The organism is Salinicoccus siamensis, assembly GCF_055391965.1.
In genome coordinates, this window is the sequence record NZ_AP043765.1 from 1,648,275 (window position 1) to 1,667,767 (window position 19,493).

The 19,493-nt window shown below is 48.3% G+C and carries 21 protein-coding genes; 5 read left to right on the top strand and 16 right to left on the bottom strand.

All coding sequences use genetic code 11. The features are described from left to right. Positions 1–2 precede the first annotated feature (2 nt). The 5 genes from ACZ5LF_RS08485 to ACZ5LF_RS08505 all read right to left on the bottom strand — a co-directional run bounded on the left by ACZ5LF_RS08485 (position 3) and on the right by ACZ5LF_RS08505 (position 7,168). The gene (locus ACZ5LF_RS08485) at positions 3–1,883 is read right to left on the bottom strand and encodes a glycosyltransferase (RefSeq protein WP_380572055.1); all 1,881 of its coding nucleotides are present in this window, start codon (positions 1,881–1,883) and stop codon (positions 3–5) included. A gap of 264 nt (positions 1,884–2,147) precedes the next feature. After that, positions 2,148–2,831: a copper homeostasis protein CutC gene (locus tag ACZ5LF_RS08490; RefSeq protein ID WP_380572056.1), complete on the bottom strand. Its 684-nt coding sequence runs from the start codon at positions 2,829–2,831 to the stop codon at positions 2,148–2,150. A gap of 129 nt (positions 2,832–2,960) precedes the next feature. Continuing rightward, positions 2,961–3,212, bottom strand: a complete 252-nt coding sequence (locus ACZ5LF_RS08495; RefSeq protein ID WP_380572057.1) for a GlsB/YeaQ/YmgE family stress response membrane protein — start codon at positions 3,210–3,212, stop codon at positions 2,961–2,963. A 214-nt stretch (positions 3,213–3,426) separates the two neighbouring features. After that, on the bottom strand, positions 3,427–5,562 hold the full coding sequence (locus tag ACZ5LF_RS08500) for a bifunctional glycosyltransferase/CDP-glycerol:glycerophosphate glycerophosphotransferase (protein ID WP_380572059.1): 2,136 nt from the start codon (positions 5,560–5,562) through the stop codon (positions 3,427–3,429). Further along, complete coding sequence (locus tag ACZ5LF_RS08505) at positions 5,549–7,168, bottom strand: glycosyltransferase (protein WP_380572061.1); 1,620 nt, start codon at positions 7,166–7,168, stop codon at positions 5,549–5,551. Before ACZ5LF_RS08505 ends, ACZ5LF_RS08500 begins: the two co-directional genes overlap by 14 nt. A 164-nt stretch (positions 7,169–7,332) precedes the next feature. Here ACZ5LF_RS08505 and ACZ5LF_RS08510 point away from each other — a divergent pair, with 164 nt between their 5' ends. Continuing rightward, a complete protein-coding gene (locus ACZ5LF_RS08510; protein WP_380572063.1) occupies positions 7,333–8,202 on the top strand; it encodes a YsnF/AvaK domain-containing protein in 870 nt (289 codons plus the stop codon). A 36-nt stretch (positions 8,203–8,238) separates the two neighbouring features. Here ACZ5LF_RS08510 and ACZ5LF_RS08515 read toward each other — a convergent pair whose 3' ends face one another. The 6 genes from ACZ5LF_RS08515 to ACZ5LF_RS08540 form a co-directional block, all read right to left on the bottom strand. Further along, entirely contained in the window at positions 8,239–8,757 is a 519-nt protein-coding gene (locus ACZ5LF_RS08515; RefSeq protein WP_380572065.1) for a hypothetical protein, read from the bottom strand. Positions 8,758–8,843: 86 nt separating this feature from the next. Beyond that, a complete protein-coding gene (locus tag ACZ5LF_RS08520) occupies positions 8,844–9,356 on the bottom strand; it encodes a hypothetical protein (protein WP_380572067.1) in 513 nt (170 codons plus the stop codon). Positions 9,357–9,555: 199 nt separating this feature from the next. Next, positions 9,556–9,918, bottom strand: a complete 363-nt coding sequence (locus ACZ5LF_RS08525) for a hypothetical protein (RefSeq protein ID WP_380572069.1) — start codon at positions 9,916–9,918, stop codon at positions 9,556–9,558. Continuing rightward, a complete protein-coding gene (locus tag ACZ5LF_RS08530) occupies positions 9,918–10,451 on the bottom strand; it encodes an acyl-CoA thioesterase (protein WP_380572071.1) in 534 nt (177 codons plus the stop codon). The genes ACZ5LF_RS08525 and ACZ5LF_RS08530 overlap by 1 nt, the downstream gene beginning before the upstream one ends. Positions 10,452–10,570: 119 nt before the next feature. Beyond that, the gene (locus ACZ5LF_RS08535; protein WP_380572073.1) at positions 10,571–11,449 is read right to left on the bottom strand and encodes a LysR family transcriptional regulator; all 879 of its coding nucleotides are present in this window, start codon (positions 11,447–11,449) and stop codon (positions 10,571–10,573) included. A gap of 123 nt (positions 11,450–11,572) precedes the next feature. Then, positions 11,573–12,004: an RDD family protein gene (locus ACZ5LF_RS08540; RefSeq protein WP_380572075.1), complete on the bottom strand. Its 432-nt coding sequence runs from the start codon at positions 12,002–12,004 to the stop codon at positions 11,573–11,575. A 223-nt stretch (positions 12,005–12,227) separates the two neighbouring features. Between ACZ5LF_RS08540 and ACZ5LF_RS08545 the strand changes: the two genes are divergently transcribed. Beyond that, positions 12,228–12,479, top strand: coding sequence for a hypothetical protein (locus ACZ5LF_RS08545; RefSeq protein WP_380572077.1), 252 nt, complete (start codon positions 12,228–12,230; stop codon positions 12,477–12,479). A 62-nt stretch (positions 12,480–12,541) separates the two neighbouring features. Further along, on the top strand, positions 12,542–12,850 hold the full coding sequence (locus ACZ5LF_RS08550; RefSeq protein WP_380572079.1) for a monooxygenase: 309 nt from the start codon (positions 12,542–12,544) through the stop codon (positions 12,848–12,850). Positions 12,851–12,879: 29 nt separating this feature from the next. Here the strand turns inward: ACZ5LF_RS08550 and ACZ5LF_RS08555 are convergent, their stop codons facing one another. The 3 genes from ACZ5LF_RS08555 to ACZ5LF_RS08565 form a co-directional block, all read right to left on the bottom strand. Beyond that, on the bottom strand, positions 12,880–13,341 hold the full coding sequence (locus ACZ5LF_RS08555) for a hypothetical protein (protein WP_380572081.1): 462 nt from the start codon (positions 13,339–13,341) through the stop codon (positions 12,880–12,882). Positions 13,342–13,559: 218 nt separating this feature from the next. After that, entirely contained in the window at positions 13,560–13,823 is a 264-nt protein-coding gene (locus ACZ5LF_RS08560; RefSeq protein WP_380572083.1) for a hypothetical protein, read from the bottom strand. 39 nt (positions 13,824–13,862) lie between these two features. Next, positions 13,863–14,807, bottom strand: a complete 945-nt coding sequence (locus ACZ5LF_RS08565; protein ID WP_380572085.1) for a nucleoside hydrolase — start codon at positions 14,805–14,807, stop codon at positions 13,863–13,865. A gap of 120 nt (positions 14,808–14,927) precedes the next feature. On the opposite strand from ACZ5LF_RS08565, the gene ACZ5LF_RS08570 reads away from it, so the two are divergent. Continuing rightward, entirely contained in the window at positions 14,928–15,377 is a 450-nt protein-coding gene (locus tag ACZ5LF_RS08570; protein WP_380572087.1) for a hypothetical protein, read from the top strand. Between the two features lie 50 nt (positions 15,378–15,427). Here ACZ5LF_RS08570 and ACZ5LF_RS08575 read toward each other — a convergent pair whose 3' ends face one another. Next, entirely contained in the window at positions 15,428–15,853 is a 426-nt protein-coding gene (locus ACZ5LF_RS08575) for a CBS domain-containing protein (RefSeq protein WP_380572089.1), read from the bottom strand. Between the two features lie 209 nt (positions 15,854–16,062). Here ACZ5LF_RS08575 and ACZ5LF_RS08580 point away from each other — a divergent pair, with 209 nt between their 5' ends. Further along, positions 16,063–17,376 (top strand): S8 family peptidase, encoded by a 1,314-nt coding sequence (locus ACZ5LF_RS08580; RefSeq protein WP_380572091.1) that lies wholly within the window; start codon positions 16,063–16,065, stop codon positions 17,374–17,376. 138 nt (positions 17,377–17,514) lie between these two features. Here the strand turns inward: ACZ5LF_RS08580 and ACZ5LF_RS08585 are convergent, their stop codons facing one another. Further along, the gene (locus ACZ5LF_RS08585) at positions 17,515–19,449 is read right to left on the bottom strand and encodes an aconitate hydratase (RefSeq protein WP_380572093.1); all 1,935 of its coding nucleotides are present in this window, start codon (positions 19,447–19,449) and stop codon (positions 17,515–17,517) included. Positions 19,450–19,493: the final 44 nt, after the last annotated feature.

The window sequence follows — 19,493 nt, forward strand, 5'->3', positions numbered from 1 at the left end:
TATTAATATATTGCTTCCACGTAATCTAAGTTCGCTGTCATATAAATGTTTTCTCCCACTACTAATCTCGGGGTCAGTTTCTTTGTGTATACAATATCGTTGACCTTCATTATTTCTCCGGGTTCCAACGTCCTTAATGGATCGGTTTTAAAAGAAACTGATTCGTATAGTTTGCATTTTCTAATTATCTTTACTTCTTTTGGAACCTCGAAGACATACCCGCCAATCAAGTCATCAGTTAGTTCCTTCACAAGTTTCTTATTAGCTGAAATGATGTAGCCTTCCTTAGTTTTAAGCCTCGGGGTGCCACGTTGAGATTTGACAGTATCATCAATGGAGATGCGTGTGCCCGCTTTAAATCTTTTTGGCGATATATTTTTGAAGTCTTCATCAAGATAGGTATTTATATCTTTTACTGCGACTATATACTGAGGCAGCACACTAATGTAACTGTCAGCTGGTAGCAACGATTTTTCGGATCTTTGTTTAAATTCAACTTTAAAATTTTGTCTTTTCTGCTGGTATGTCTCACTTGCATTTGGAAGCGAGGAGTTCACCAGTATCGACTTGAAACCATCGTATGCAATCCGCAGATTAATTCCTGCATCTTCATTAAACTTCAAATCATTGGTACGTATATAGATTTTGTTGTCCTCTATTTTATATTTTATACTTTGCTGCTTTGATTCGTCGGATATTTTTGACATGTATACGCCATTAATATCAACCTGCGGTTCTTTATAGAAGTGGATTATTTCGTAAAAATCGCCGTTAAGATAATGGGTGCCTCCATAAACGGCAAAGCATTCCGCTGTAACATCATTAAGTCCAGAAAATTTGGATGGGAACCTCTGATGCACTACACCATTTTCAACATAAAAACTTTTATGCCCTTCTACAACCAAATATTCAAGATATTCCTCCAGATTTGCTTTGTTGGTATTAAATAGACGATAAATATTTTTAAACTTGTCTATCTCAATATAATCTTCGATATTGAGGCCATTTTCCGAAAAGGTTTGAACAACTTCCCCAAAGATCTTATAATATTTATCTTTTTCTAAGCTGGCGAGGAAAGTTTTGGTATGAAAAAAACGACGCATAAAATCAACTTCGACCATTCGGGAAAGTATTGATTTTTTAGCTGATTGAGGTATCTCAAGTTTCATTATTTTTCTCAGCAAGGTTAAATTAATTGCTGCTTTTTCAAGGATGCTTGTCCCTCTTACCAAGGACACATTTTCTGCGTGACGATTGACATGATATACCGCCTCATTCGTCATGGAAGCATTTTCACACTTCGATATAAGCTCTGTAAAGAATAATTTATCTTCGCCAAACGCCATGTGTTCGAATTTTATATTATTATCTATTACTATAGAACGTTTGAAAATTTTCCCGGGTGGTCCTACTGCCCTGAATATTTTGTCTATCTCATATGGAACCAATTGATTTTCTTTTTTATAGGAAGTGAAAGCGCCCAGTTTAGTAATATTTTTGTTTGTGTGTTTATAACTTTGGCCAAAACCGATATCCGCTCCATTTTCTTCCATTTGTAACAGAAGTTTAGGGAATCCTTTACTATCCAACCAGTCGTCTGCATCTAAAAGAGCCAAGTATTTCCCTTTAGCTTCTTCAAATCCTATATTCCTCGGACGGGAAGGGCTCCCAGAATTTTCTTCTAATGGGATTACCTTTATGAAGTCATACTCCCTGGAATAATCATTCATTATTTCAAGTGACCCATCACTCGACAGGTCGTCCACACATATTACTTCCAGCGTCTCCTTGTCTATATCAAGATTTATTAAAGAATCTAGACATTGATGAAGATACTTCGCCTTATTATATACTGGAACTACGATGCTTATTAGTTTTTCCAAGTCATAACACCTCACATGGTATTGTGTCCACCCAACAATTACATTACTGTTCATTATACCCTAATATTTATTTTCCACACCATCTGCTGACAGCCACACGATGACTGATCTCAAATATTTACTTCATCATCTTTTTTCGAAAGCAGATATCATTATCGGTTCATCAGGACAATAGGACGGAAATTCCATAAGGGGGCCTCCCCGGATGGCACATGTTCATCAATAGTTTTTGAATCACACGGCAGGTTGGTTTAGATAATTTACCTACTTAACCTGATTTTTAATCGTCAGAACTGCTTGTTTTGAAATGCGCCCTTCGTAGGACCACCCTTCTCTGATGCCGGTACCGAAATGGAGTGCGTCTCGAGTGGGCGCCTCCATTACCCGAGAAACATTTTCTGTGTTCAAACCGCCCCCAGGCATGATTGTAAGAGGGTGCCTTTCTACTATCTCTATCAATTCCTTCAGTGTCGCTGTATTATTTACAGAGGCGCCTTGTCCGCCTGAAGTCAGGAGGGTTTTGATTTTAGGGTACCGCATGAGGATTTCAAGTGCCGCCAACTGATCATCCACCGCATCGAATGCTTTATGGAATGTCACATCCAAGTCACCGCTTTCATCCAGGAGGATTGCCAATGCTTCTTCATCGATTGTGCCTGAGTCTGTGAGACACCCGAGGACAATGCCAGCTGCGCCGCACTCCCGGACTGTTCTGATTGAGGACCGCATCTTCTCCATATCCTCCCTGGAGTAACAGAAAGACTCGCCGTGTGGCCGGATCATGACATTCACCGGAATATTAGAGTGCGCTGCGGCCTCCTGGATCAGGTCCGTGCTTGGCGTCAGACCATCCTGCTCCATATCTGTACACAACTCTATACGGTCCGCCCCGAAATCATTCAAATCCTGTACGTCCTGCATAGTTACCGCGATGCCTTCTATAATCACATTTTCCACCTCATTATCATCGTTGCTATCATCATACCAAAAGGCGCGCTTTGTGGCGCCTCAAACCATACATATAATTTAATATGTAAAAAAAAGCCATCCCGTGGCGGGATGGCTCCGTTCATGCTTCTACGCTTTTCTCAGTGCCTTCATGATGAATGATACGACTAGAATGAGGATGATCGCACCAAGCAATCCGCCGATGATGCTGACGCCACCGACTGTAGGACCGAAGCTGAGTCCGATTGCGTTCGCAATGGCCGCGCCTACAAGGCCTGCAATGATGTTTCCGATGATGCCGAATGGCACATCTTTACCGATGATGACTCCAGCGAGCCAACCGATGATGCCACCTACAATCAATGTAATAATCCAACCCATTATCAAAACCTCCGAATATCTTTGAATTATAACTGGATACAGATATCAGATACCACCTAAATGAAATTTTAAACTCAAATTCCTGGAATTTAATTTTGCCACCGGCAGTAGCCGTTTTGTCTATACCCCAATTCGGTTGATATGCAATCCTCTAGTCTTCAATCGATGAAATAAAGGCATGCCGCGCCGACATGCCTTGCTGATAATCTTGATGTCACTTGTCGAATACGATATCCACAACCTTCTCGGCCGCCCTGCCGTCATCCCAGCTGCAGAACCTATCATAGAAGGCATCGTACCGTTCTTCATAGTCCGCGACCACCTGGTCGATGTTCTCAACCGCTTCGAAAAGTGCATCGTTGTCCCGGAGAAGCGGACCGGGCAGTTCGGTCTCCATATCGATATAGAAGCCGCGCAGCTGGTCCTTGTACTTCTCCAGATCATAGGTGAAGAAGAGGATCGGCCGCTTCAAATTCGCATAATCGAAGAATACGGAGGAATAGTCGGTGATGAGCATATCGGAAATGAGATACAGTTCACTGACATCGTCATATCCTGATACATCATATGCGAATCCTTCCAGCCCAGTCAGATCCATCTTGGAGGCGACGACATAGTGCATCCTGAGCAGGATGATGTACTCCTCGCCGAATTGCGCCCTCAATCTTTCTAGGTCGAGCTGGAGGGTAAACCTGTATTTCCCCACCTTATAATATTCATCGTCCCGCCATGTCGGGGCATAGAGTATGACCTTCTTGTCCCTCGGCAGGCCGAGTTTCTCCTTGATGCTCCGGATGATGACCGGATTGTTGTCATTCGTCAATATATCGTTCCGCGGATAGCCCGTCTCGAGCATTGTATTGTTGAACCAGAAGGCCCTTTTGAAGATTTCCGATGAATAGGGGTTCGGGGCGATGAGATAATCCCATTTGTCCGTCTCGTTGTTGAAGTTCCTCTTATAGCGTACAGCATTCGTCCCCGGCATATGCACGGCTTCCATGTCGCCTGCGAGTCGTTTCAACGGCGTGCCATGCCAAGTCTGCAGATATTTCTGGCCGTTCCGTTTGATGTAGCTGTTCGGCATGCGCACGTTGCTCACGATATGCTTGGCCCGGGCGATATAATAATAATATTTTAACGAAAAACGCTTTACCGTCTTAGGATCGCCGGGTATCTTCTGATTTTTGTTCAGTACCCAAACGAGTTTATGACCCGGCCGTTTCTTAAGCATATATTCATAAATATATTTCGGACTGTCCGAATAGGCTTTGCCCTGGAAGCTTTCAAACATCACAAGGTCATCCATCAGAGCCATCCTATTGAATATGCGCTTATAGATCAGTTCTTTACGGCCTTTCTTGGATCTGATTCCTTTTTGTATATCCCTCAGCAGATGATGGAAATTACTCAGCCGTTTGAATATGCCGACTTTATTGGTGCGTATCGCCCGGATATCGTTCAGCAGAATCCTGTCCCGATTCTCGAGTGATGCTGGGTTGATCTTATTTATGCTGGCAGCAAGGTCATCGAAATATTCATCGATGAATGAATCATCTTTGAATTTCACTACAAGATGTTTTCGATAGAAGTTAAGCAAGGTATTGTCCAAAAACATCTCCGCTTCGAGGCTGAGCGGCTTCTCTTTCAGCGTGTTGTAGACTGTAAACAGATCTTGCATGCGCTGCTCCACCGGCAATTGTCTTAGGGAAGGATGGTTGATCGGATCGTTCCGCCTTCTTCTGAAGTAGATCGCTTCACTGACATAGGGCACCACTTCAACCGATTCCAATAGAGGGATCATGAATGTAAGGTCTGAGAAGCCCTCGACCGTTCCGTCAAAACGGAGGCCTAATTGCTCGACCTGTGCCTTTGAAATCAGGAAGTTCAAAGCTGAATGGTTCCGAATCAGATTGTATTTTCTAAGACTGAACATCTTCAACTTGTTGGTTCCAGGCATGATGATGGCAAAACTTGAACCGAAATCTGTACGCTTCATCTTTGCTCTGATGACGGGGTAGTCGCCTACATTTTCCGCCAGCAGCTGCAGCGTATTTTCTGAAATGTAGTCGTCGCTATCCAGGAAGTAGATATAGTCTCCCTGAGCCATATCCATGCCTATATTACGTGCTTCCCCTACTTTGATATCATGATCGGTCTCTATGAATTTAAACCGCTCGTCTTCTGTATATTTATCTCCCACCGCTCTTTTGAGGGCGCCTGTGTCAGAATGGAGAATCAGCACTTCATAATCTGCATATGTCTGCCGGTGTATGGATTCAAGCGTTTCATTTATAAAGTTTTCATTTTTTTCTGCTGGTGTGATGATTGAAATCATTTTATTTTTTAGCACCTCGACTTTCGTCCTGCTTCATTAAGTGATCGATTAAAGTAAACCATTTCTCCCTATAGCTATCAATATTGAATTTGTCGTCCATCTTGTATTGTGCTGCCTTACCCATCTCTCTTGTTTTTTCAGGGTCTTTGAGCATTGATATCATCCTTTCGGATAATGTGTCAATATCCCCTTTTTCAATTAGATAACCGTTCTGTCCATCATCAATCATGTCTGAAGGCCCATAACGGATATTGTAGCTGATGACAGGCGTCTCGTTGACCATGCTTTCCATTACCGATAAGGAGAATCCCTCCGCTTTAGAAGTAACGGCAGAAAGCGCACCAGAACGGTAGATTTTCGCTGGATCTTGAGTATATCCTTTAATGAAGACATTCTTTTTGAGTTCGAGTTCATCGATTAGATTAATATAATCCTTCTTCTTATCGCCTCCGCCCCAAATTTCAAGTTGAGCTTCCGGTACAGCTTCTACAACCTTTTTGAATGCCTTGATTACATGATCAATATTTTTGATGCTTGAAAATCGTGAAATAATCACTACTTTCTTCATGTCCCGTTTAAAGGAGGGGGGCTTGCCTCGAAGGAGATTTTTAGTTTCTCTAAAGGTCGTCTTGATAAAAGATTTTATTGTCTTCTCACTTTGGTGTGCTTCATAGTAATTTGGAATGACGTAAATCTTTTCCTCATGACCAAAACGCTTGGCAATATCCATCTTCTGCTTTTCAGTCAACACTATAAGGGCATCAACCTTATCTATATTTTTTATGGCAGATCTGTTTCGGATATTCAATTCCGATTTTGGGTCATCCGGATCTTTAAGGTGGTTCGAGTGAGGGCGGATGGCACGTTTTGCTTCAGTATCACCCAATAGTATCAATAGCTCATCGGTGGAACGTGTATCTGAAATCAGAACAGGCGGGGTATTCGTCTCCCCCACCACTTTTTTCAGCCACTCTGCCTTATGCTGATTAGTGTCACCATCAGTCTCAGATAAAATCATGTGGTTTTTCGCAAGGTTCGTGACACGTACCCTCTCCTCCGTGGCTGGATTCCACCACATAATCAGAAAACTGTCACCATCCTTGTCGAAAAACACATCTTTTCTCATCTTGTTCTCTTCCGAGCTGTAGTACTTTACTCTGGTCATATCACCATAATAATTATAGTGTGCCCTGTGTGTACGTTCACCCTCATTATTGAAGTAATCTATAAAATCTAGTGTGTCATCGGCTCTTAAGGAAATGTATTTCTCATACTTGCCCTCTTTATATAGACGATACGCGTTACGAGAGCCCCGTTTAGAAATTTCATATTCTTTCTTATAGTCGGATATATCCACCTTTATACTATCTGTCTGTATTCTTTCATCTTGATAGCCAGCCCGTTCATCAAATAAACTGCGAATACGCACGTTCTTGCTCACTTTATTTTTCTCTTTTAATTTACGGACTATCTCTGGAAAACGAGGTTCGTACCTGAAAGTCAATATATCTGTATCGTATCCCGCATCCGCAAAAGTGCTCGCCTGCCTTAAGGAAGCATGGGTCAATCCTCCCCGATTGAGATCTACAGAGTTAAGTAAAAAAATAATTTTAGGTTTCATCTTTATCATTCCTATTCTAGTCTATGATAAATGTATCTACGATGCTCAATCTATTATACATTAATGGTACCGATGCCTTCCACCGTTTAACGGCGCGTACCATGGGTATTAGTCTATTGATTGGGGCATCACTACCTAAACGATCAGGAACGGGGGAATTACAGATGGCGATTATAGAATCTTTTTCGAATGACAAGGATCTGCTCGGGCGCATCGAACACCTGAAACTGAAAGGGGTCGATGCGTCACGCATGACGGTCATCACCAAGGAAGATCCTGGTGAGCGGGCGTTCGACCACCTCGGCGTCAAACAGCGGAGTACGGAGGTGGACACATGGGACCGCATCGTCTCATGGTTTGCGGATGAGGATCCGGAGACCCAGGCGATGAACAGCCTCCGCCTGAGTGAAGCCCAGCAGGCTGAATACCGCCAGGCGCTGATGGACGGCAAGCTGCTCCTCCATATAGACGAGCCGGATCCCGTCAAGGGCGGTTTCTTCCACGATGCGGACAAGGCCGATTACATCGATCCATCGGACAGTGAATACAGCTATTGGACAGACAATGGAAATGATGGCCGTAAAAGGGAGGCCCGTTTTTCCAGAGACCACCAGGCAGAAGCGCGCACCGCTTCTCCAGATCACGATGAGGAGACCATTGAGTTGCGTGAGGAACGTGTGGATGTTAATAAGGAAACGGTCCAGACAGGAGAAGTCGAGGTCAATAAGTCCACGAACATACGGGTGGAAGAATTTGATGTGCCCGTCACCCGCGAGGAGGTCACGGTCGAACGCATTCCAGTAGAGGGCAGTCCATTGGCCGAGACCTATGAAGTGGCGAAAGAAGCTGGCGTCGAGCGTATTCCGATTACCGAAGAACGCGTTCGGGTCATCAAGGAGCGCGTCGTCACTGAAGAGGTCGTCATCCGCAAGCAGACCGTCGAAGATGTGGCGCACATCAGGGAACCTGTGCGCTACGAAGAGGCTGATGTTACTGAAAACCTTCCAAAAACCGATACGGACTACAGAAGATAGAAAAAACCCAGGCTCAAAAGCCTGGGTTTTTAGGTATCATTTTGATATCGTCCTGTTGTTTTTGATGGCCACGTGGAAATCTTCAAAGCATTGGAAATGGGCAGGATTCATATTGCGCAGCGTATGATTGCGTACTGCACCCTTCTCGTTCAGGACCTTTAGGAACAATGCCCCGGATTCATACTTTGGTTCGGTCAGACCATTTATCACTTCGTGGTCCAGATTTTGGATTTCAGTAAAACGGAAATGGCTGATTTCCCAATCGGCCTCCCCTTCTCCTTCCTTTAGGATGGAACGGTGGACCACCATAATTTCATCCTCGAGCAGGAAGTAGAGCCCGGTACGTGTCAAATTGATCAGGCATGTACCCAGACAATGGACGTCCTTCTTCTGATATGAACTGAAGATCGGCTCATGTTCAAGAAAATTGTTCGCCTGGGTGATGAAATCCAGTTCCTTTCCTTCCAATTCATATGAAGCACCAACGACTTCTGTCATGGGCTCCGGTAATTCTATATCATTTAAATATTCATTGACCAGATTGTAATGGATCATGTTGCGTTTCCTACCTCTCTTATGTCGTATCAGAAATATACCATGTTTAGGCATATTTTAAAATGCATTCATAACCCCGATGTCAACTAGTGCATGCGGCTGGCTTGACGTATCATCTGCAGGCGCTGGAATTGCTCGAGGTGGGCAGGGTTCAGGTTACGCAATGTATAGTTGCGGATCTGGCGCTTGTTATTGTTCACTTTCATGAACAGCACGCCTGACTCCTTGTCCGCCAGATCATCACGGTCGAGCTTTTCCATATCGAGCGTCTGCATATCATCGAATGAGTAGCGTACCATCTGCCACTGGGCGATGCTGCCGAACTGTTTCAAGAGGGGCGTATGTATGGCGGTTATCCCGTCATCCAGTAACGCATAGATGCCTATTTTGGACATGTTGATGACGCAGCTCCCGAAACAATGGACAGTAAGGTCCCATTCAGGAGGGCGTTCTGCGCGGGTCATGAGGAAGGAGAGTGCGCTGTCGATGAAGCAGCCTTCCTCCCCAGGGAGCGTGTTTTCGAGAGCCTTCAATTCGTTGATGCTTCTGCAGTCGGTCTGCTCTTCCAAAAAAGCATTTACAACATGATACTGGATCATTTCGATCCCCCCCTTGATTTGTAATGAAACGGGTGCAGTTCAGTGCATTGCGCATGACGTATAAGTGTCCGATAAGCATCTCACTTTGATTATACAACATATTAAAGGAATTATATATCATCCTCATGTAAATTTATAGTAAAGACATAGGCCTACAAAAAAATAGCGGCCCTCGGTCAGGACCGCTACTTTCGATTATTCAGCTTATGATGGCGTTGTTGACCACTTTTTCAGGTTTCGCACCGAGTATCATCAGGAATATTTCCGGGGAATCGATATGGCGGTTCTGCTTCAATATATCGAGGAACAGTTCAAACCCTTCGACGCGCCGGAGCTTCTCCACTTCGTCCGCCAATATCTCAAGCACAGAGGACTTGATGAATTTTGGTGTCGGTTCGTGTGCCTCCCCTGTCATCATGTCGGCCAAATACTTGTATTTGACCTGCAGCTGACGGGCAAAGCTCGTGACGTGTTCGAGCCTATGGTACAGGATTGGATGGTTTTCGCTTAAGTGCGCCAGGTCCCTTTCGATCTCACGTATTGTTTTGGTGCTCGCGTACATTATCGGTTCACCTCATCCCATGGTTTGTCGACACTGATCTTCGTCGTCAGTTCCTTGCTGTGTATGCGGCGGTCCTTTCGCATGGCCGTCCGCTTCTTGTTAGACTCATACAGATACTTCTCCTCATCCGTCTCCGGTATGATGCCAGGCACAGCGATTGGCCGTTTCGTCTCTTCATCGAGCGCCACGAATGTCAGGAAGGCCGTTGCCGCGACATTGCGTTCCTCGGTCACCAGGTCTTCCGTGATTACTTTGCAGAAGATCTCCATGCTGCGGTTGCCGGTCGATGACACGAATGCTTCTATGCATACTGATTCGGATTGCGTGATCGGGCGCAGGAAGTCGATCGAGTCGATGGATGCCGTCACGCATTCCCTGACCCGCGCGTGGCGCCTTGCGGCAAGTGAGGCGACGTTGTCGATGCGCTTCATCAGCACGCCTCCGAACAATGTGTCGTAGTTGTTCAAGTCATTCGCAAACACCTGATCGATGCTGATGACTTTACTGTCTTTTGGATTTTTATATTCAACCATTCAAGAAATCACCTTTCGTCTTACTGATGATTCCATTGTAGAACCTGAAAACCCTTTCTGAACAATAGTTTTATTAAATGTCGCATATAGCCTAAAACGATGAAAGCGGTCCCTCGCAATCAGGCAAACGTCTCCTGGAAGTGCTTCAGCCACTCTTTGGTGATGAAATTCATGTAGCGGTCCCGGTTCCAGACGATGCCGAGGCGCCAGCGCATGACGGGCTCCGTTATCTCGACCGCCACCGACGGCGCGCCGAGCAGCCGTGCTACGCTCTCAGGCAATATGCACACCCCAAGCTCCGACTGGATCATTTCTTCTATAAAATGCCATTGTGATGTCTTTGCGATCACTTTTGGGGTGAAACCTGCATTTTTGCATGCGGAATTTATGATTTCATTCAGATAGAAGTCTTCATTGAACATGATGAAGTCCGCATCCCTAAGTGCATCGAGGCCGATGGTGCGGGACTCGGCGAGCGGGTGGTTCGGATGGACGACCAGGCACAATGTTTCAGACAGGAAGGTAAAAGAATCGAAATCGGCGCCTTCAGTCGGCAGTACGGTGATGCCGATGTCGATATCATATTGCCTGAGGCGCTGTTCGATTGTGCCGCTGCCGCTTTCGATCAGCTGATAGGTAATCTTCGGATACTTGTCGTGAAACGTCTTCATGATCGCCATCAGCGGGCTGACGTCCATAATCGGTGGCAGGCCGATGCGGATATGGCCGTGCTGTACACCGACCATGTTTTTTAAGTCATATGCCAACGCTTCATGCATCCTGAGTATCTCCTCAGACTGGTCGTAGAACATCTGGCCGGCATCAGTCAGTTCAAATTGCTTACGGTTCCTGTTGAACAGCCGCACGCCAAGTTCCGCCTCGACATCATTGATCGCCTTGCTGATCGTCGGCTGGGATATGTAGAGCTGGTTTGCTGCCTCGGTCATGCTGCCATGCTTGACGATGGCCGTGAAATAGCGCATATGCTTGATGTCCATGGATGTCATTTCCTCCCCTAGGGTTTCATTGGCCTAATTATACAGCGGTTTCGTTCAAATGTGAAAGACAGATATCCGGACACGTAAAAAGCCCACCGCAACAGCGGTAGACTTCAACGTATGCTATGACATCTGTTTGAATGCTTCCGGTTCGTCGAAAGTGACATAAGTGCCGGCAAGCAGGTCATGGAGCGACCGCTTATCTTTCCGCACACTGACCATAATGGCTGACGCAATGGCTGCGAGACCGAACGTCACGCTGTAGATGAAGAACCCGAGTACTTCACGTATGATCATCGGCCACAGCCCCGCTTTTGAACCATCCACTTTGACGACCCGTATATTCAGCACGCGCTTGGCGATCGTGTACCCGTAGAAATAGGCAGGCAGCAGAATGAAATATGCTAAGCCTGCGATGCTCTCGCCCGTCTGGGTGCTCCCGCTTGTGGTATCGACCTGGAAAATGAATAGGACTGTCGCGACCACCATGCCGACAAGCAGCGCATCAAGCACCCGTGCCCCGAGCCGCACCCAAAATCCTGCTGGATTGGACATTTTTTCACCTCAAAATTTTTTTCTCTCCCTATTGTAGCACTGCACGGTGACAGAATGCATGTCTGATTACATATTCCCTTCACTGAGCAGCCATTCCCCAGGCAGTATACCGGGGAGCAAAACGGGGAACGGGTTAACGTGCCGCCGTCGATTGTGTTAAAATACTCTATATGTATATGGAGCCGCCGGGCAGCAACTGCCCCTATAAGAATGGAGGAAACGTATGGCTGAAGAAAACAATCGACAAAATCATGAAGGCAGCAGGTCCGCCCTACTCTTTGGCTGTCTCGGACTTATTGGAGTGGCAGTCGTCCTCTCAGGTATCGCCTATCTGATCGCCACACTGATACTCGGTGAACCCTCTGAACCGAAAGATGTCGATGAGATAAAAGATGAAGTCAGCTTCATGATGGAGACGGTACGCCCGTCCCTCAGCGAAAAATTCGCAACCGTCCGCACGACTATAGGCATGTAAGCGGACAGCCCCCCATATATCCATTATAGTAGAAGCAGATAATGTAAAGGGAGGCGTGAGAAATGGCAGTCATACTGCAGGTCGATTTCGACATGGACGGCCCTTTCGGCGAAGATATGGCCGAAGGGTTCAGAGAGCTTGCCGAAAGCATCAATGAAGAGTCCGGGTTCCTCTGGAAGATCTGGACGGAGAACGCAGAAGAGAAGGAAGCTGGCGGCATCTACCTCTTCGACACGAAAGAAGCGGCAGAAGCCTATCTGAAAAAACATACGGAACGGCTCCGCTCATTCGGCATCGACTCGGTCAACGGCAAGATCTTCAATGTCAATGAACCGCTTACTACCATCAACGGCGGACCGATTGTGCCATAAAAAAAGAAGACCGATATGGTCTTCTTTTTTTATGGTTTGCCAAGCCCACGCTGTTTAAACACTTCCGCTTCGACGGCTTCGTATGTCTCCATTTCACCCCGTCTTTTCATATCAAGCGCCATCTGTTCCCGCACCTTCACAGGCTCATGCGGGACAAACCGATCACGCCGCGAGTCATATTGGTATCCACGCTCCTCCATCACACGTTTGATCGTCCCCATATGAAGCATATGTTCACTCAGCAGATACATCTTCACCAGCCTGTCGCTTGGGAACTGGCGGTAATATACACAGCGGGCTTCCTCGCGTGCCCGCGCCACCGCTATCTTATACTGCCCCCCTCTATAGATCCGGGAGGCCGTTTTTTTAATGGCCGAGAAAGTGCCGCCTGCCAGCCACTTCATCTGCCCGGCATTATACTTTCTGACTTTATCCATCCTGACTGCCACCCGCTGTGCATTCGACCGTACCTTCCCCCAGTTCATCTTCATGGATGCACCCCTTTGCTTCCGTACTCATATATAAAAAGAAAAAATCATACAACATATGTAATATACATCATATTACCCATATTTTGTATGTCTAATCCTATTCGAAAAAAAATCACTTGGACTCTAGCGTCGGTTTGCTCTGATGCATAATCCCGGTCGCCGTCGCAGACATGCTTTTCATCCGGCCAATAAGACATTATCAGAAATGTATAGTCATGTTAATCCTGCTTCAGCCGATCGACATATTGTTTGCCTTCAACCAAGGATAAGCCAAATGTCTGCCGGGCTTTCTTGATGGCTTTGATTTCCTCGCCTTCCCTGACCATCTGGCGCAGTTCATGATTGACCGGGTGGCCTTCACCGTCTGGCGTAATGAATTTTTCCTGTCCATTCCTAAGTCGCCTGACTTCGCCATTCAATTTTGAATTTGTGTACAGCAGATAAACAATGATCCCGAGCAACAGGACGATGATAGACATCATAATGCATCCCCTCTTCCATTTCTCATATATACGCTTACGTTATACTTTGCCTTCCGCATTTTTCATCACTGCCAAAAAATGCTCGACGAATGCTTGCCCATCAACCTCAAGGCTGACGTTGACATTCGGTGCTTCGCCCCACAAATCCCCGAAGTCGCAGACGGTCTGCCCGTAGTTCAATAGGCTGACGGTATCGACATCGACATAGTGATGCTCGGTCTGGAGAAATTCACGGTTCAAGGCGAAACCGACCGCCAATGGATCGTGCAACGCGCAACCATCCAGCCCGAGTTTATCCATGCTGAAGGTACGGTAGATTTCTGTCGACTGCTTGATGAAATCATAATACTTGCTGCCCTTCAATGTTTCGATGTCACGGGCCGTCAGCACGGCTTGTTTTGTAACGTCCAGACCCACGAGCGTAATATCCGCACCCCCATGGAAGACGATGCGCGCCGCTTCCGCATCCGTAAATATATTGAACTCCGAGTTCGGCCCGCTGTTGCCCCGGCCGGCCTTGGAGACGATGCCGCCCATGATGACGATCTCCTTCAACAGTTCACCGAGCAAGGGCTCTTGCTTGAATGCCAGCGCAACGTTCGTCAGCGGCCCCACCGCAATCAGCGTCACTTCCCCCGGATGGCGTCTGGCAGCCTCCACGATGAAGTCAGGCGCAAATTGCGTCTCGCACATATTCTCATATGGGTAGTCGGCGAGCGCGCCGCCAAGGCCATCCGCGCCGTGTATATGATGGACATGCCGGGACGGTTTCATCAAAGGGCCCGCAGCCCCGGGGAAGACCGGTATATCGTCCCGACCCAATATGCTGAGCACCTTCAGAGTGTTGCGGTTGACCATCTCGAGCGGTACGTTCCCGTCCACCGTCGTGAGACCTAAAAATTCAAGCGCACCGCTTTCCAAGCCGTACATGATGGCCAGCGCATCATCAACCCCCGTATCGACATCCATAATCACCTTCTTCATGAAAGCCCCTCCTTTTTACGCCATTATATCAGAAGCAGTAGGGGTCGGACGAGCCCGGATCGTCTAGGATATGCTAAAATGGAATGGATATCTTTATTACAGAAGGAGCATCTGATAGTTATGAAACGCTATTTTGTTGCGGCATTGATTTTCTCCATGGCGATCCTTGCCGCATGCAGTGACGGCACACAAGACGCCACTGGAGAGGAGGCGTCGGCCGAGGAACCGAAGGTGGCGGTGACCGATGAGGAGCGCGAAGCACTCGAACGGAAATTCGATGGCATGGCTGAAGACCCATATATCGATGCGATCGAGCCGCAGGACGAGAATTATACACTCATCCATATCGTGGCGAGCGAAAAGTTCGATGAACTCGACGAGTCTGATGCCAAAGGCAAACTCCAGGGCTTCGGGGAAGCGGTGCGTGAGGGCGCTGATGGCATCCTCTTCGACAGTTCCGGCAAGAACTTGCCGATGGTCAAGTTCATGACCAAGGACGATGAACTGATCGGCGAATATGACAACCGCAACAGGGGTGCTGATATTCATTTCGAATCATTCGATTTCTAAAAGTGCCCATAAAAAAGTTCCGGAGCAGTGCTCCGGAACTTTTCATTTCTTTATTTGTCCGGCTCTGCCGGTTTGGAGATTTCCTCAAGTGCTTCTTCGGAATCCTCCGAATCTTCTTCATCCACCGCAACATCGCCGAGAGCCACGATGCCGACTACTTTGTTGTCCTCTATAATCGGCAGGCGGCGTACCTGTTCCTGGGCCATGATGTTGGCCGCTTCTTCAACGTCCATATCCGGCGTGCCGGTGACGTAGCTTGAAGACAGGATACGGTTGATCGGCGTCTCCAATGAGAACTGGGACGCAATGCCGCGGATGACCAGGTCACGGTCTGTGATGATGCCGCGCAGATTGCCGTCTTCAGTAACAGGGATGCTTCCGACATCAAGTTCCATCATTTTGGATGCCACTTGTTGCACTGTCGTTTCAGGTCCGCATGTTTCGATTTCAGTCGTCATGATATCTTTGACTTTCATCAATAATGCCTCCTATTCAATCTTAATGTTGCATTCATCTTACATATATCCACTACCCGCATGGGACGGATATTAATCATCATGGGGGAATCCAAAACATTCTAAATGTTTAAATAAATAACCAGGGGAAATTGAGTATAGTAAGAGCACCATCAAGCGCCGGAGAGTGACAGCAACGCCCCATCAATACGATTAAAGGAGGCAATGATATGAGTGAACGTAAACGAGTCTGGTTCGAAGAAAACAACAGCCGACTGGACCCCGCGCTCATTGAACAGCTGCGCCAAAGTGAACGGAAGACCTACCGCACGGCACGCACCGAAAAGATTCCGATCATCATCCGCTGCAGGAAAGACACGGCCAATGAAGAGATGGATCAGCTGCTCAAGCAATGCGCTGAAGATGCCCACAGCCATCTCGATCAGGAAATGCGCCTCATCAACAGTGTGAAAAGCCAACTCACCCCGAACAAGATAAAGGAAATCAAAGATCACTCAGCCGTTGAGCGCATCTATTATGACCGGCCCGTTTCCGCCTACCTGGACATCACCAATGAACAGATTGGCAGCGCCGCCATCAGGGAACGGCTTCAGATCAGCGGTGCCGGGGTGACCATCGCCGTGCTCGATACGGGCATCCATCCCCATGAAGATCTGACGACGCCGGGTAACCGCATCGTTGGGTTCCATGACGTCATCAACGGCGAAAGCGCACCGTATGACGACAATGGACACGGCACCCATTGCGCCGGAGATGCTGCAGGTAACGGGGCGATGTCGAACGGCAAGTATATCGGCCCGGCGCCAGAAGCGTCCCTGGTTGGTGTCAAAGTGCTTGACGCCGCCGGAGCAGGCAGCCTCTCAAGCATCATCCAGGGCATCGAGTGGTGTGTCGACTACAAGGACATCCATGGCATCGATATCCTGTCACTGTCGTTGGGCGCACCAGCCCAGGAGTCCTTCCGGCTCGATCCGCTATCGCTCGCTGTAGAGGAAGCGTGGCATTCAGGCCTCATCGTCTGTGCCGCCGCCGGCAACAGCGGCCCGACCCCGTCGACCATCGGCACGCCGGCCATCAACCCCTTCGTCATCACCGTCGGGGCAGCGGATGACCAGGATACCCTGGAGCGGGCCGACGATGAAATTGCGGAGTATTCGAGCCGTGGACCGACAATCGATCAATTCGTCAAACCGGATATCTACGCACCCGGCACCAACATCATTTCGCTGCTTGCACCCGGATCGACCACCGAGACGGAACTCGCCGATCAGATCATCGGTGAACATTATGTCCAGATGTCCGGCACCTCCATGGCGACGCCGATCTGTGCGGGTGTCATCGCCCTGATGCTGGAGGCGAACCCGAACCTCAGTCCAAACGATGTCAAAAGCATCCTGCAGGTCATCGGTGAGCCCGTCTTCAACCATCAGTGGGGCTACATCAACGCCCAAAGTGCAGTCGATGCGGCCATACGCTACCAGAAGGATATGAAGGCGCCGGTGCCTGACACTGATTCAGCTTAAGGCGCATAATATTATGATATAGAAATAGAGCCGGTTGGAGGCACTCGCTCTCAGCCGGCTTCGTCATGTCATAGAATTGCAATGCCTTTTATGTAAAAAAACGGGTGTGCACTAGCACACCCGCCTCTACCTCTTCTTCTATTGTCGCTGCTTCGCCCAGTTGATGATGCCCCCGGCGAGCAGGATGTCAAGGTCGCGCCCTGTCAGACTATGGTGGACGGTGATTTCTTCATCTGCGTCTTTCAGTCGGATGGTGAATGTATCCGTATCCCGGATGGTCTGATGGATATTGCGGAATTCCAATACATCCCCCTGACCAATATTCTGGTGATCGGCCGGATCATCGAATGTCAACGGCAGGATACCGAAGTTGATGAGGTTCTGCAGATGGATCCGCGCAAAATCTTTGACCAGGACGACTTTCAGGCCGAGGTAACGTGGTGCGAGCGCCGCATGTTCACGGCTGGACCCTTGTCCGTAGTTGTGCCCGGCGACGACCATATGGCCGCCTTCGTCGCGTTTTTCCGCCGCCCGTTCGGTATAGCCTTCATCCACGCCTTCGAAGACGAAGGAGCTGATTTTCGGAATGTTACTGCGGAACGGCAACACCCTCGAACCGCCTGCCAGGATTTCGTCCGTAGAGATGTTGTCTGCCATCTTAAGTATGACCGGCAAGTCGAAATTATCTTCTATCGGATCGAAGTTCGGGATGGATGATACGTTCGGTCCTTTTTCCAGCTCGATGTTCTCTTTATCTTTCGGTGGTGCTTCCAGCATTTCGCCTTTCTTGACGGCAGCCGCCTCCGGAATTTCCGGATAGTCCATTTCCAGTGTCCGTGGGTCGGTGATGACACCGAACAAGGCAGAAGCGGCTGCTGTCTCCGGACTGCATAGGAAGACACTGTCTTCTTTCGTGCCGGAACGCCCCGGGAAGTTCCGTGGTGTCGTCCGCAAGCTGTTCTGGCCGGTAGCTGGTGCCTGTCCCATGCCGATGCAGCCGTTGCAGCCCGCCTGGTGCATCCGGGCACCGGAAGACAATAGGCTCGCAATATGGCCGTTTTCGACCAGCTGCTGCAGCAACAATCTGGATGTCGGGTTGATGTCGAAAGAGATGCCGTTCGCAATCACTTTATCTTTGACGATCTCCGCCGCTATCGCAAAGTCACGGTACCCTGGGTTCGCTGAAGAACCGATGTAGGACTGGTAGATTTCCTGGCCGGCAATCTCTTCCACCGGCACAACGTTATCCGGACTGGTCGGTTTCGCGATCAGCGGTACCAGTTCAGACAAGTTGATCTCTTCATAATCATCATATTCTGCGCCCTCATCCGCCTTCAGTTCTACCCAGTCATCTTCACGCCCCTGCGTCTTCATGAAGCGCTTCACTTCCTCGTCCGACGGGAAGACTGACGTGGTGGCACCCAGTTCCGCGCCCATATTGGCGATGACATGGCGGTCCATGGCGGACAGGTCATCAAGCCCTGGTCCGTAGTATTCGATGATCTTGCCAACGCCGCCTTTAACGGTATGTCTACGGAGCATTTCCAATATGACATCTTTGGCACTGACCCAGTCAGGCAGCTTGCCTGTAAGCTTCACGCCCATGATCCGCGGCATCTCTACGTAATACGGCTCGCCGGCCATGGCCATCGTCACATCGATGCCGCCGGCCCCCATCGCAAGCATGCCCATACATCCGTTGGCACACGTGTGGCTGTCGGAACCGAGCAGCGTCTTGCCTGGAATCGATAGCTCCTGCATATGCACCGGGTGGCTGACCCCATTGCCCGGTCGGCTGTAGTGCACGCCGAACTTCTGCGCTGCACTGCGCAGGAACAGATGATCATCCGGGTTGCGGTGGTCATCCTGTATCAGGTTGTGGTCGACATATTGCGCGGAGACTTCCGTCTTCACTTCGTCAATATCCATCGCTTCCAGTTCCAGCATCACCATCGTACCCGTCGCATCCTGCGTCAACGTCTGGTCGATTTTCAGGCCGATCTGCTCTCCAGGGGTCATCTCCCCTGACACCAGATGATCCTTGATCAGCTTCTGTGCAACATTCATCTTCATGCATGTTTCCCCCTCAACTGATTTGATGTATTAAAAACACTTTA

Excerpts from the sequence above, each read along its gene's own strand:
- ACZ5LF_RS08530 (WP_380572071.1), bottom strand. The coding sequence starts at position 10,451 with ATGGTTGAATATAAAAATCCAAAAGACAGTAAAGTCATCAGCATCGAT.
- ACZ5LF_RS08585 (WP_380572093.1), bottom strand. The coding sequence starts at position 19,449 with ATGAAGATGAATGTTGCACAGAAGCTGATCAAGGATCATCTGGTGTCA.
- ACZ5LF_RS08535 (WP_380572073.1), bottom strand. The coding sequence starts at position 11,449 with ATGGACATCAAGCATATGCGCTATTTCACGGCCATCGTCAAGCATGGC.
- ACZ5LF_RS08495 (WP_380572057.1), bottom strand. The coding sequence starts at position 3,212 with ATGGGTTGGATTATTACATTGATTGTAGGTGGCATCATCGGTTGGCTC.
- ACZ5LF_RS08525 (WP_380572069.1), bottom strand. The coding sequence starts at position 9,918 with ATGTACGCGAGCACCAAAACAATACGTGAGATCGAAAGGGACCTGGCG.
- ACZ5LF_RS08570 (WP_380572087.1), top strand. The coding sequence starts at position 14,928 with ATGAAACGCTATTTTGTTGCGGCATTGATTTTCTCCATGGCGATCCTT.
- ACZ5LF_RS08515 (WP_380572065.1), bottom strand. The coding sequence starts at position 8,757 with ATGATCCATTACAATCTGGTCAATGAATATTTAAATGATATAGAATTA.
- ACZ5LF_RS08505 (WP_380572061.1), bottom strand. The coding sequence starts at position 7,168 with ATGAAACCTAAAATTATTTTTTTACTTAACTCTGTAGATCTCAATCGG.
- ACZ5LF_RS08540 (WP_380572075.1), bottom strand. The coding sequence starts at position 12,004 with ATGTCCAATCCAGCAGGATTTTGGGTGCGGCTCGGGGCACGGGTGCTT.
- ACZ5LF_RS08555 (WP_380572081.1), bottom strand. The coding sequence starts at position 13,341 with ATGAAGATGAACTGGGGGAAGGTACGGTCGAATGCACAGCGGGTGGCA.
- ACZ5LF_RS08545 (WP_380572077.1), top strand. The coding sequence starts at position 12,228 with ATGGCTGAAGAAAACAATCGACAAAATCATGAAGGCAGCAGGTCCGCC.
- ACZ5LF_RS08565 (WP_380572085.1), bottom strand. The coding sequence starts at position 14,807 with ATGAAGAAGGTGATTATGGATGTCGATACGGGGGTTGATGATGCGCTG.
- ACZ5LF_RS08550 (WP_380572079.1), top strand. The coding sequence starts at position 12,542 with ATGGCAGTCATACTGCAGGTCGATTTCGACATGGACGGCCCTTTCGGC.
- ACZ5LF_RS08580 (WP_380572091.1), top strand. The coding sequence starts at position 16,063 with ATGAGTGAACGTAAACGAGTCTGGTTCGAAGAAAACAACAGCCGACTG.
- ACZ5LF_RS08575 (WP_380572089.1), bottom strand. The coding sequence starts at position 15,853 with ATGAAAGTCAAAGATATCATGACGACTGAAATCGAAACATGCGGACCT.
- ACZ5LF_RS08510 (WP_380572063.1), top strand. The coding sequence starts at position 7,333 with ATGGCGATTATAGAATCTTTTTCGAATGACAAGGATCTGCTCGGGCGC.
- ACZ5LF_RS08560 (WP_380572083.1), bottom strand. The coding sequence starts at position 13,823 with ATGATGTCTATCATCGTCCTGTTGCTCGGGATCATTGTTTATCTGCTG.
- ACZ5LF_RS08520 (WP_380572067.1), bottom strand. The coding sequence starts at position 9,356 with ATGATCCAGTATCATGTTGTAAATGCTTTTTTGGAAGAGCAGACCGAC.